The following is a 12,006-nucleotide window of genomic DNA, read 5'->3' as shown; positions in this document are numbered from 1 at the left end:
AACTTAACTGCACTTAAGTTACATTCAAATACTTAACAATACTGATGTAACCCATTCTTCAAATGCTTCAAATTTTTAGTTTTGTAAAGGTGGTTTTTGATTTTTTCATCTAATTTCTTTAAGGCATGGAGTAACACTTAGACAGATTCGAAAACAAAAGGGATACACATTGGCTGAATTAGCAAAGGGAATTGTTTCCGTTTCTTTTTTATCAAAATTTGAACGAGGTGAATCAGAAATTTCACTCACACATTTTCATAAGATACTGGAAAAAATGGCTCTTTCTTTCGAAGAATTCTTCTTTATTCATAACCAATATTTTCAGGACGATTTAGAACTTTTCTTTAATTCTGCTGACGATGCTTACCACTCACGTGACCTTGGTACTCTTAGCGAATTGAAAGTGGCCGAGAAGCGGAAATGGGAGCAGTTTGGACTTGAAACAGCCCGCTGCAACTTGGCGATGCTGGAAGTGTTTGAAAGAATCCTTCAAGAACAGGAAACCAAAGTAGCACAGGAAGATTTGGATTTTCTGTGTGACTATTTCTTTAAAGTGGAGGTATGGGGATATTACGAACTAAGACTCTATAATTCGACACTTTTGCTTTTGCCGCCTGAACTCGTCGTTACCCTTACAAAAACTGCATATGAGAATAGTTACCGTTTTAAGGGTTTTCCCAAATACTACAAAACCACCGTCAGTATATTGATGAATACCTTGATCTATTCAATGGGCGGTCAACATAGTCATCCCTATATAGATCATTATGAAACCTTTAAATCTTATTTAATGAGTATGGAGATCAAGGAAGAGGACCTGTACATTAAAAATCAATTGATGTTCATAGAAGGCATATACGAAATCAAGACAGGAAATAAAGAGAGAGGTATTGAATTAGCTACTTCTGCATTCCGTACTCTCGAAAAATTGGATGCGCCGAACATAGCTCACGGGATTAAAACTTATTTAAATTTTGTCTTGAAATACACCAAGTAACTGAAAACGCGTAAGCAACCTATCGTTCAGGAAAAACTTCTACACCAAAAAAGAAGCTCGGTATCGAACCTCTTCTCTTCCTATAAACTCATGATATGTAAACTGATTTACTCTATTTTTTCACAAGAACTTAATGATTCAATTCAAAATGAGTTTCTTTCAGTTCCGATACCACAACATCCGGATTTAATTCCACTATTTTTTTCGCCAACGTTTTTACTCCGAATATTTCAGTATAAGTATGGCTGCCGACCAGCAGGTTGATTCCTGCAAATTCAGCGTACTGGATAGTATATAACGTTGCTTCACCAGTTACATATGTATCGTATCCTTCCTCCACTGCTTTCTGAATGATAGAAGATGAATGCCCAGCTCCTGTTAATACACCAATCCGTTTTACTTCTTTATCGTTGTTTTTCCATGCGCGTACCGGTTCGTCCAGTTTAAACCGCATTTTTTCGGTCATAAGATTAAAGTTGATTGAGTGACTATATTCTCCTATGCCAGGAAGATCACCCTCCTTATCATTATAAGAAGAATATTTCGTTATCGTGTCAATTTCTAAAGTATTCATTAAAGAAGTACAAGTTCCAAATTCTACAAAATCTAGTGGTGCATGAATCCAAAAGTGACTAATATTATTTCCTTGCATCTTGTTAACGCAGGCTTCTCTTAACCCATATAGAAAATCCCAAGCATCATGATGGGTAACAATTAAATCAACCCCTTGCTGAATCGCTTGTTCTACAGTCTCAAGGGAAAGGTTTGTCGCATATCCTATTTTTCGGATTTCATGATTTGAAGTATTTGTAAATCCATAATCGTTATGTTCTTCTAATAATTTCTCGCCAAAAAGTTTCTTAATTGTTTGTTCGAATTCGTTTAAATTCATCTCAAAATCCCCACTATTCTATTTTTTCTTAATTTTACCATATTTAATAAGTGAAAAATTTTTCATTTTGTTTTGAGCGAATACCACTAAGAATTGAAAAAAATAATTTCAAAGATCTATAATAACCGTTCGTAAAAGTACACTTTTACAAACGCTTTGAAAACAGCTGAAAAACAACGAAAAAAACGTTCGTAAACGTGTCAAAACACTTTACGAACGTTCATCTTATTCCATCCACCTTTACGAACGGTTTTACTCAAAGAAAAAAAGCCCCGAAGGACTTTTCGTCTGGACTCCAGCGGCACAAAACACCGCTTCCGCTTTTCTTAATAATACCAGCTGCCTACAATCGGGTAGCTGAAATGTTCGTCGTTCAGGGCTTTGATGATGCCGATGATCGGGACCACCAGTCCGATGATTCCAAAGACGATAAGCATCGGGATACCGATCAGGAAGATGACCAGGAAGCCTGAGACAGCGAGCAGGACACCCATGACCAGTTGGAACAGCAATGCTTGAACCGACAGTCTTCTTATATCTTTATCATCCGGATACAGGAAGGTCGCAAAAAGAAATACGGCAACCGGCACAAGAAACGGAGCAAAAAACGCACTGGCGTGGACGAGAATTTTCAATCCTTTACTTTCCATCATTCATTACCTCCAGTAATGTTGGTTCTTATACTCCTTAATACGGATGAACGGCCATAAGGTTTCAAAATTATTGGCCCACCCGCAAAATAACTTTGCCGAATTGTTTGCCTTCCGCCAGGTAATCAAATGCTTCCTGTGCCTCGTCCAGTTCAAAGACTTTTCCGACAACCGGATGCGTTTCGTATTGAACCATATGAGCGATCATTTCCCGCAATTCATCGCGGCTGCCCATTGTCGAACCAAATAATTGATATTGGCCGTAAAAGAATTTCCGCAGATCAAAATCGGTGACATCGTCCGTAGTCGCGCCGAAAATGACGATACGGCCGCCTTTTTTCAGCACTTCCAGTGTCCGGTTGAAAGTCGCTGCCCCGACGCTGTCGATGGCAAGATCAATCGTTTCGTTCTCCAATTCCTTCCTCCAGTCACTGTCGGTGGGGATGGCAAGATCAGCGCCGATTTCTTTCGCATGCGCCAGCTTGTCTTCACTTCTTGATGTGACGATGACGCGGGCACCGATATTCTTTGCGAACTGAATCAGAAATGTGGCGACCCCGCTTCCGGCTCCCGGGATGAACAGCGTATCGCCTTCTTTGACCTGACCTTTCGTAAACAAAGCACGGTAACCGGTCAAAGCCGGCAGCGCCACTCCTCCTGCTTCTTCCCAGGTTAGATGTGGCGGCTTCTTTTCGACCTGTTCGGCAGACAATGCGATTTTTTCCGCAAAAGTGCCGTGATCGGGCATTCCCAAAATATCAAATTCCGGCGGCGGTGCGTCGCTGTTGGCAAACCATCGCAGCGCCGGGTTGATGAGGACTTCATCTCCGACTTCGAAATTGGTAACGCCTTCTCCCACCGCTTCCACAACACCTGCTCCGTCCGAACCGATGATAAGCGGCTCGGGTTTATTGCCGTGGCGGTTCAATAAATTCAGATCGCGGCGATTGATGCCTGCAGTCTTCAGCGCCACTACCACTTCCCTTTTTTTCGCTTCCGGTTCCGGCATGTCCGTTATTTTCAGTTCCCCTTTTTCGATGACAAATGCTTTCACTTTACTCCTCCTTCGAAATTCCCGCTGAACATTTTCAACTGGTCCATACTGATGATGTCCTGTGAAAACAATGGAATGAAAATCAGCTGCTGCTTCGGGAATGTTTCTTTGATCAATTCCATGTATTTCTTTTCATGTTTTTTTCGCTCCATCAAAAAGTCACCGTCCGCTTCTTCCGGCAGCACTTTATTGATGATCAGCGTTTTTACATGAAGATGATATTTATGCAGCAATTCCAACGCTTTCTTCGTCTCCAGAATCGGCAGGCGTTCCGGATTCAAAACGAAAATAAAACCGGTCTCCTCTTCATTCAGCAAAATATCCCGCGCTTTCGAAAAGCGTTCCTGGCGCTCCCGGAGCACATCGTAAATCGGATCTTCACGTGGTTCGCCGTCGTTTAAGAGCGCCGAATAGTTATCGTTTGTTTTGCGCCGTTTATCCAGGAGCCCTTCTATCCAGACCCCCATTAATTCAGGCAATGTGAGAAGGCGGATTGTATGGCCGGTCGGTGCGGTATCAAATACCAGTTTATCGAAGTTCTGGCGCTCTTCCAAAATGATGTGGATCAGCTTATCAAAAAGCGCTGCTTCATCTGCTCCCGGAGAAGCTTTCGCCGTATCGAGCTGGCGGTTCACTTCTTCGACCATGCTTGTATGGACAGTGCCTTTGATATTCTCTTTTACGCCTTTGATGTATTTTTCGGTTTCAATATCCGGATCAATTTCAAGCGCGTATAGATTAGTGGCTATTTCTTTTGTATTGCCGCCGATTTTTTGATTGAAAATATCACCGACATTATGGGCAGGGTCTGTCGAGATCAGCAAAGTTTTAAAGCCGCTCTCGGCGGATTTTGAAGCGATGGCCGCAGCGGATGTCGATTTGCCGACTCCACCCTTGCCACCCACAAAAATGATGCTTTTCGATAAAACGTCCATTCCTTTACCTCATTTCGTTGATATTAACAGCAGCGGATACCGGAAAGCGGTGATTTTTCCATCCCCATTCGCAAATGCCAGTCGTGAAATTCTTCTATCATATAAGGATACAGCTCAAGCGTGTAATAATAGGCAGGATTCGGAATCCCGAGCATTTCCGAATACAGCATCAGCAGGAACAGGTCATCTTCCGCCCGCAATTCGCGCGCGATTTCCGTTTTATGCGGATGTTCCAGCACAGCTTCATACCATTTGATCAGCCTTTTCAAGTTATCGGTAATCAGCATTTCAACACCTCTTTTGAATAAAATAAGGGAAGGGATCACATCTAGTATGATCCCTTCTTTTACATTATTCTAATTTTTCTTTTCCGAGCAATTTCGATTTATCTTTGGTGAGCAGGACCTGCACAGCTGTAATGGTAATCCATAATGCAAAGACGAAAATGATGGATCCGAAAACAAACAGCAGCATATTCGATGCGTCATTGTACCACGCCCATTGCAGGAACACCTGCTGGAACATTGCCCAGAGTGTCATGAACATCAGGAAAATCATCGGAACAATGGTGATTACGTAACTTCGGCCAAGATTTCTCAACCAGATGGAGATAAGCAGCAAACTGATGCCTGCCAACAGCTGATTCGAAGTACCGAATAACGGCCACAGGAGATATCCTCCTGAACCGAAACCGTTCGGCCCTTCCGGAAGCAATACGAGTGCCGCACTGGCTACAACAGCGATTGTTGTCGCTACATGCTTTTTCTCAAGTGACGGAATATTGTACTCGACGCCCAGCTCCGAAATGATATAGCGCATCAAACGCACGGATGTATCAAGTGTCGTTGCCGCAAAAGATACGACAATGACAGAGACGATCGTTGCAGCGATGGCTGAAGGAATCATCAAGCCGGTAGCTAATTGGGAGGCACCTTGGATAAATGAACCAAGACCGGCACCACTGGAAGCAGCGAAACTGCTGTACGTTGCAAAGAATGCTTCACGGTCCGGGAATAGCGTGATGACGGCAATGATCGAAATCAATGCCAGAATCCCTTCACCGACTGCTCCGAGATAACCTACAAAACGGGCATCTGTTTCTTTATCGAGCTGTTTTGAAGAGGTTCCCGAAGAAACAAGTCCGTGGAAACCGGATATTGCACCACAGGCGATGGTGATGAACAGCAATGGGAACCAGGAAATATCCGCCCCCGGATTCGTCATCGGTGCTGTGATTTCCGGATTCGTGAACAGAAGTCCAAGGTACAGAATTCCCAATCCGACGATCAATTGATGCGAGTTGATGAAATCGCGCGGCTGGAGCAATTTCCATACCGGCAACGTCGAAGCGATGTACACATAAATCATGAGAACGATGATCCAGATAAAGAATGCAGTTGAAATTGCACCTAGTCCGAATAATCCGGCTCCTTCTTCTCCGCCCATATAGCGCACTAGGTCAATTTGAAGAATGTCGTATTGGCTTGAAAGAATTGCGGTTCCATACATGACTACCAGTGCGATTAAAGAAGGCACGAGCATTTTTACGTTTTTCTTATAAACTGCATAGCCGATCCAGATAGCCAGTGGAATCTGGATAAATACCGGCAGGACGCTTGCCGGGAAGGAAATGAATAAGTTCGCGATAACCCAGGCGAAAACGGCATTGACCATCAGCACCAGAATCAGAATGATGAAAAGAAATAAAATTTTCCCCCGCTGCCCGATCAATCGGTGAGCGAGTGTACCGACCGACTGGCCTTTGTTGCGGACCGACAGGACGAGTGTCCCGAAGTCATGTACACCGGCGGCGAAAACCGTACCGAGCACTACCCATAACACTGCAGGAAGCCAGCCCCAGTAAACGGCAATTGCCGGTCCGAGAATCGGTGCGGCTCCGGCAACGGATGTAAAATGATGCCCCCATAAAACAAACTTATTGGTTGGAACGAAATCGACACCGTCTTTAAATTTATGAGCCGGTGTGACGTAATTCGGATCCAGCCGGAAAATCTTTTCTGCTACAAATTTAGAATAAAAGCGGTAACCTAAAACAAAGATGAAAATTCCAATGGCTGCCAATGCAATAGCATTCAAATTCCTCAACTCCCTCTTCTTTCTATTTTGGGCAAGCGCTTTCACGCTTGCCCTTTAATAATAGATTAATGAAACAATTTTGTAAATGTTCCGTCAATTAAAAAAGAAGTTAATATCTTACAGTGTTTTCATACAGCTTCAACTTCGTGTAGACCGTTTCCAGGACAGGAACTGCAACCCTCACTTCCTGGGCTTTTTCCAGTAGATAGCCCTGAAGATGGTCTGCTTCGATCGGCTGTTTTTTTTCAACATCGCGCTGCATCGACGATTTCATTCCTTCTCCCAGGCTGTTGATTTTCTCCAATAATTTAAGAGAAACTCCAGGTTCAATTGGCGCTCCGTTTTTTGCCATCACTTGTTCCAATTCGTTCAGCAGCGACGTGATGGTGCGCTTGCCTGATTCGAGCTCCCGGATGGGACCGATCGGCTCTTCGAACAATGTGGTGATGCCGGACATTGTCGTGATAAACAGATATTTATGCCACATTTCCTGGTTGATGTTCGAGCTCAGGAGAAATTCAGCTTTTGTACCGTCAAAAGCCTTTTTCAATTGTTGGATCCGCTCGCTCTCTTCACCGCTGCGCTCGCCGTAAACCAATTGATTTAATGGGCTCGGCTGGACAATCGTCCCTTTTTCATCGAGTGTCGCTTCGACGAAACATAAACCGCCGATGACGGATTGTTCACCGAAGGCATCAACCAAGCGATCGACATGGGAGATTCCGTTTAACAGCGGCAGCACCATCGTCTGGTCGCCGATAAATGGCCGCATATCATCAATGGCCCCTTCGAGCTGATACGATTTAATCGACAGCAGCACCACATCATAAGCTCCCGGTTCACTGTTTTTTGTAATTAATTGCGGGATGAGCCGGCAGTCACCATTCACACTTTCGATGTTCAATCCGGTGATTTCCAGCTCTTTTTTTCGTCTTTCCCTAACCAGAAACGTGACATCTTCCCCTTTTTCGAGCAGACGCCCACCGAAATAGCCCCCGATGGCACCTACAACTAGAATTTTCATTGATTTAATCCCTCCTTCAAATTAAAACTTTAACCCTTAAACTCTAACCTATGGTCAAAGATATCATCACTCCGGTTATCGATTATGGCTTCAGAACCAATTTCCCAATCGTTTTCCGGCCCTGCAGCATGCGGTGCACTTCAGCGGCATCAGCAAGCGGATAGCTTCCGCCGATTGTCAGCTGCAGCTCGCCGCTGGCCATATAGCCCAGCAATTCCTTGAAACTTTTTTGGAACAGCTCCGGTTTGCGCATAATCTGCGGCAGGAAAAAACCGATGACCGACTGATTTTTCCGCATCAGCTGTCCCGGATGGAACTGGGCCTGTTCTCCGCTGGCAGCACCGAAAATCACCAGACGCCCAAAAGGTGCCAGGCATTTCAAGGTTTTATTGAATACATCCCCGCCGACCATTTCAAGCGCCAAATCGACGCCTTTGCCGTCCGTGATGCTTTTCACTTCATCGACCCAGTTCTCGCTTGTGTAATTGACAATGTGGGTGGCGCCCAGCGATTTCGCATGTTCCAGTTTTTCCGAGGAGCTGGCCGTGGCAATGATTTTACCGGCACCGAACAATTTGGCAAGCTGAACGGCAATTGCCCCTACACCGCCCGCCGCTGCATGGATCAGCACGGTTTCGCCTTGTTCGAGCCGCCCCATCGTAGTCAGGATATGATAAGCACTCAGCCCTTGCAGCGGCAATGCAACCGCCTGTTCAAAACTGACATCTTCCGGCACCGGAATCAGCATATTCTCATCCAGTGCCACATAATCAGCATATGCACCCGACTCGATCAAAGCCGACACGCGCATGCCTGTTTTGTAGCGGGTAACATTTTTGCCGGTTTCCGCAATCACCCCTGCCACTTCCGAGCCCGGAACATACGGCAGCGGCGTCGGCACCACATATTGCCCTTCCCGCCTCGCGGTATCCGCGTAATTGACGCCAATCGCTTTTACTTCGACAAGCACTTCATTGTCTCCGGGAACCGGCCGCTCTGCTTCTATATAATGAAGAACTTCCGGGCCGCCGTATTGTTCGAATTGAATCACTTTCATCCCGTTTCCCCCTCAGCAAATATAATGTTCAGCTTCCAGCACCGCTGCTGCAATTTTCCGTTTTGTGGCATTGCCCTGTTCCGCGTGAAGCCGGCTGAGCTCATTGCCGGCCATGGTCATGCTTGCTTTCAGCGCACGTCCGCCTGTAATTCCCTGCATCAGCCTCCGGGCAGACATCTCGACTGCCAGCAGTGAATCGTCAAGCAATGCTTTTGTCAGTTCGACTTTCAACTGTTCTTTTTCTGCTCCGTTCTTATGGAGCGCTTTCTGCGTCCGCAGCACTGCCGACTCCGCTGCATATAGCTGAATGCCGACGTCCGCCAGTTTCATCAGCGTTTCCTGCTGTTCTGCCAGCTTTTCGCCAAATGCCTCGAATGCCAGTCCTGCACACAATAAAAACACGCGCCGTATGGCATTCACGGCTTCTATTTCCCGGGAAATAATGCCGATGGAGCCTATTTTCGGGTTGTTCATTTCCGCGACTGCCTGTGCAATATGCTCACCTAACGGCAAGGTTCCTTTCCCCGCCTGTTTCAGCAATCCACCTGGTATCAGCAGACGGTTCACTTCATTGGTGCCTTCAAAAATACGATTGATCCGCGAATCGCGGTACATCTGCTCCACTTTGTAATCTTTGATATAACCGTAGCCGCCGTGCAGCTGCAAAGCTTCATCCGCAATAAAATCGAGCGTCTCGGAACCGTGGACTTTGCAGACAGCGCATTCGGTGGCGTATTCCATCAGCCGTTTCGCAATCAGCGAATGGTCATCATTGTCATACAAGCCGCCAAGCGCATCTTCCAGATAGCCGGCTGTCCGGTACTGGAGTGATTCCGACTCGTAGATGCGCACTGCCATGTCCGCCAGTTTTTCCTGTGTTGCAGAAAATTCGGCGATCTTTTTGCCGAACTGCTTCCGCTGTTTCACATAGGAAGCTGCGAGGTGCAGACCGTATTTAGCGGCGCCCATGCAGGCGGACCCCAGATTGAAGCGGCCGAGATTCAGCACATTCAAGGCGATGATATGCCCTTTGCCGATTGCGCCAAGAAGGTTTTCTTTGGGCACTTCGCAATTATCGAAATTGACCGTGCGCGTCGATGAGCCTTTGATGCCCATTTTTTCTTCTTCCGCACCAAGCGACAGCCCCGGGAAATCCTTTTCGACGATAAAAGCCGTAAAGTCTTTGCCGTCCACTTTTGCGTAGACGATGAACGTGTCCGAAAACGCCGCATTGGTGATGAACATTTTACTGCCGTTCAGCAAATAATGCGTTCCTGCTTCATTCAATACCGCCGTTGTCCGGGCAGACAGCGCATCAGAGCCCGCTTCCGGTTCCGTCAGGCAATAGGCGCCAATAAATTCACCCGACGCCAGTTTCGGCAAATAATATTCCTTTTGTGCAGGCGTGCCGAAATACGTAATCGGCAGCGTCGCGATGCATGTATGATTTGAATGGGCGACACCGTACCCGCCTGCCGGTCCGAGCGATTCCCCGACGAGGCCTTTGCTGATTTTATCGAGGCCGAGGCCGCCGTATTTCTCCGGTACGCTGTGCGCGAGCAGTCCAAGTTCGCCCGCTTTTTGCATAAGCTCTTTAACAAGCAAGAAATTCTGCTGTTCAAGTTTTTCATTGTTCGGCCAGATTTCCGTTTCCAGGAATTTTTTTGCGGTCCTGGCGATCAATTTATGTTCATCGCTCAAATCTTCCGGTGTAAACACATCTTCCGGTGCAGACGATTGATAAAGGAACCCTGCGCCGGGGTAGCTCAATAATTCATTGTTCATGGGCCATCTTCTCCCTCGTTTCGCGTATTGATGCCATCCAGCACGATGCTGCTGTAGATTTCAGCAAGCTCATCCGCTGCCAGTTCGCCGGAAGCGTTGAACCATTGATACGTCCAGTTGGTGATGCCAAGCACCGCGAGCGCCGTTATATCAGGACGCAATTGTTTGCGGAATTCACCGGTTTCCACTCCGAGCCGAATAGTTTCTTCTATAGTAAGGCGGAATTGTTCACGCCTCTTTTTGATGTCCTTTGCGTTGCCTTCCGTCAGATGACGCATTTCCCGGAAAAACACTTTTCCGCTGTTGCCGTTTTTGGCGATATCGGAAATCAGCAGTTGGATGATCCCTTTCAGCTTTTCTTTCTGGCTGGTGCCGCTGTCGATGATTTTCCGCTGTCGCCCCAGCAGATCGTCGATGTATTCCTTGTGGATATTCATCAATAACTGTTCTTTGCTGCTGTAGTAATAATAGAAAGTTCCTTTTGTAACATTCAGCGCTTCCACAATATCCTGAATCGATGTTTCACTGAACCCCTTTCTCTCGAACAAGCTGATGCTCTGCTCTTTTATCCTGTCTTTCATAACCATTCCTCTCGTTTCTTAAAGGGTGTGCATGCCGCCGTCAACAACGACCACATCCCCCGTAATATAATCCGACGCTTTAGAGGCCAGGAATAAAGCAGCACCCTTCAGATCTTCGTCGGTGCCAAACCGGTTCAGCGGCGTCTGTTTCAGGAACTGCTCGCGGCCGCGCTCGATCAGAACCTCTGACATTTTCGTCGGGAAGAAGCCCGGGGCCAAGGCGTTGACGTTGATATTGTGCTGCCCCCATTTGGCGGCAAGGTCTTTCGTGAAAGTGATGACGGCGCCTTTGCTCGTGTTATAGCCGATTGTGTTCATCAATTCGGGATCGATTCCGCCGAGTCCCGCGACCGATGAAATATTGATGATTTTCCCGCTCTTTTGTTTGATCATCACCTGACCGGCCGCCCGGCTCATCAAGAACGTTCCTGTAACGTTAACGTTCATGACTTTCTGCCAGGCATCGAGCGGCATTTGTTCCACCGGCGCTCCCCACGTCGCTCCGGAATTATTGACCAGAATATCCACTGTGCCGAACTCTTCCACTGTTCTTCTAATGACATTTTCCACGTCCTGCTCATTCGTAACATCGCATTTCAGCGCAAGCGCCCTGACGCCAAGCCCTTTCAGCAGTTCTGCCGTCTCTTCGCAAGCTTCCAATTTTCTCGAACAAACGACGACATTCGCTCCCGCTTCTGCAAAGCCCTGCGCGATTTGGGCACCGAGCCCGCGGCCCCCGCCCGTGACTATGGCGGTTTTTCCCTCCAGTTTGAATAGATCCATTATATGCATTCGATTAGCCCCCACTCAGTTAAATTCGAAATACCTACCAGTTGGTATGTTCAGAATACTTAAACTTCATTTTACCTGTGCATTTTGGGGATTGCAATATAGAAAAGCGACAGCGAAGAGATGGCCCGAGGTTTATGGGCCC

Annotated in this window: 12 protein-coding genes; 1 reads left to right on the top strand and 11 read right to left on the bottom strand. The window is 46.6% G+C overall.

What is annotated here, in order from left to right:
- Window positions 1–112: 112 nt before the first annotated feature.
- On the top strand, window positions 113–997 hold the full coding sequence (locus KW93_RS01050) for a helix-turn-helix domain-containing protein (RefSeq protein WP_327078705.1): 885 nt from the start codon (window positions 113–115) through the stop codon (window positions 995–997).
- Between the two features lie 130 nt (window positions 998–1,127).
- Here the strand turns inward: KW93_RS01050 and KW93_RS01045 are convergent, their stop codons facing one another.
- The 11 genes from KW93_RS01045 to KW93_RS00995 form a co-directional block, all read right to left on the bottom strand.
- Complete coding sequence (locus KW93_RS01045) at window positions 1,128–1,889, bottom strand: Nif3-like dinuclear metal center hexameric protein (RefSeq protein ID WP_033541098.1); 762 nt, start codon at window positions 1,887–1,889, stop codon at window positions 1,128–1,130.
- A gap of 326 nt (window positions 1,890–2,215) precedes the next feature.
- Complete coding sequence (locus KW93_RS01040; protein ID WP_033541100.1) at window positions 2,216–2,539, bottom strand: DUF4870 domain-containing protein; 324 nt, start codon at window positions 2,537–2,539, stop codon at window positions 2,216–2,218.
- A gap of 70 nt (window positions 2,540–2,609) precedes the next feature.
- Complete coding sequence (locus KW93_RS01035; protein WP_033541097.1) at window positions 2,610–3,593, bottom strand: zinc-binding dehydrogenase; 984 nt, start codon at window positions 3,591–3,593, stop codon at window positions 2,610–2,612.
- Window positions 3,590–4,528: an ArsA family ATPase gene (locus KW93_RS01030; protein WP_033541096.1), complete on the bottom strand. Its 939-nt coding sequence runs from the start codon at window positions 4,526–4,528 to the stop codon at window positions 3,590–3,592. Before KW93_RS01030 ends, KW93_RS01035 begins: the two co-directional genes overlap by 4 nt.
- A 23-nt stretch (window positions 4,529–4,551) precedes the next feature.
- Window positions 4,552–4,815: a cory-CC-star protein gene (locus KW93_RS01025; RefSeq protein WP_033541095.1), complete on the bottom strand. Its 264-nt coding sequence runs from the start codon at window positions 4,813–4,815 to the stop codon at window positions 4,552–4,554.
- Window positions 4,816–4,879: 64 nt separating this feature from the next.
- Complete coding sequence (locus KW93_RS01020) at window positions 4,880–6,625, bottom strand: carbon starvation CstA family protein (RefSeq protein WP_033541094.1); 1,746 nt, start codon at window positions 6,623–6,625, stop codon at window positions 4,880–4,882.
- A 109-nt stretch (window positions 6,626–6,734) separates the two neighbouring features.
- Window positions 6,735–7,649 carry a ketopantoate reductase family protein gene (locus tag KW93_RS01015; RefSeq protein ID WP_033541093.1) on the bottom strand — a complete coding sequence of 305 codons (915 nt, stop codon included), beginning with the start codon at window positions 7,647–7,649 and terminating at the stop codon, window positions 6,735–6,737.
- Window positions 7,650–7,731: 82 nt separating this feature from the next.
- Window positions 7,732–8,706, bottom strand: coding sequence for a quinone oxidoreductase family protein (locus tag KW93_RS01010; protein WP_033541092.1), 975 nt, complete (start codon window positions 8,704–8,706; stop codon window positions 7,732–7,734).
- Window positions 8,707–8,718: 12 nt separating this feature from the next.
- The gene (locus KW93_RS01005; protein WP_033541091.1) at window positions 8,719–10,491 is read right to left on the bottom strand and encodes an acyl-CoA dehydrogenase family protein; all 1,773 of its coding nucleotides are present in this window, start codon (window positions 10,489–10,491) and stop codon (window positions 8,719–8,721) included.
- Complete coding sequence (locus KW93_RS01000; RefSeq protein WP_033541090.1) at window positions 10,488–11,072, bottom strand: TetR/AcrR family transcriptional regulator; 585 nt, start codon at window positions 11,070–11,072, stop codon at window positions 10,488–10,490. The genes KW93_RS01005 and KW93_RS01000 overlap by 4 nt, the downstream gene beginning before the upstream one ends.
- 18 nt (window positions 11,073–11,090) lie before the next feature.
- A complete protein-coding gene (locus KW93_RS00995; protein WP_033541089.1) occupies window positions 11,091–11,864 on the bottom strand; it encodes an SDR family oxidoreductase in 774 nt (257 codons plus the stop codon).
- Window positions 11,865–12,006 lie beyond the last annotated feature (142 nt).

The organism is Planococcus sp. CAU13 (assembly GCF_000775575.1).
Taxonomy (GTDB): domain Bacteria; phylum Bacillota; class Bacilli; order Bacillales_A; family Planococcaceae; genus Planococcus.
The sequence above is the reverse complement of the archived record's forward strand: the minus strand, read 5'-3'. Positions and strand labels throughout refer to the sequence as shown.

Bases quoted from the DNA above. Each gene is read 5' to 3' on its own strand.
- KW93_RS01045 (WP_033541098.1), bottom strand. From the start codon at position 1,889: ATGAATTTAAACGAATTCGAACAAACAATTAAGAAACTTTTTGGCGAG.
- KW93_RS01040 (WP_033541100.1), bottom strand. From the start codon at position 2,539: ATGGAAAGTAAAGGATTGAAAATTCTCGTCCACGCCAGTGCGTTTTTT.
- KW93_RS01030 (WP_033541096.1), bottom strand. From the start codon at position 4,528: ATGGACGTTTTATCGAAAAGCATCATTTTTGTGGGTGGCAAGGGTGGA.
- KW93_RS01025 (WP_033541095.1), bottom strand. From the start codon at position 4,815: ATGCTGATTACCGATAACTTGAAAAGGCTGATCAAATGGTATGAAGCT.
- KW93_RS01015 (WP_033541093.1), bottom strand. From the start codon at position 7,649: ATGAAAATTCTAGTTGTAGGTGCCATCGGGGGCTATTTCGGTGGGCGT.
- KW93_RS01010 (WP_033541092.1), bottom strand. From the start codon at position 8,706: ATGAAAGTGATTCAATTCGAACAATACGGCGGCCCGGAAGTTCTTCAT.
- KW93_RS01005 (WP_033541091.1), bottom strand. From the start codon at position 10,491: ATGAACAATGAATTATTGAGCTACCCCGGCGCAGGGTTCCTTTATCAA.
- KW93_RS01000 (WP_033541090.1), bottom strand. From the start codon at position 11,072: ATGAAAGACAGGATAAAAGAGCAGAGCATCAGCTTGTTCGAGAGAAAG.
- KW93_RS00995 (WP_033541089.1), bottom strand. From the start codon at position 11,864: ATGCATATAATGGATCTATTCAAACTGGAGGGAAAAACCGCCATAGTC.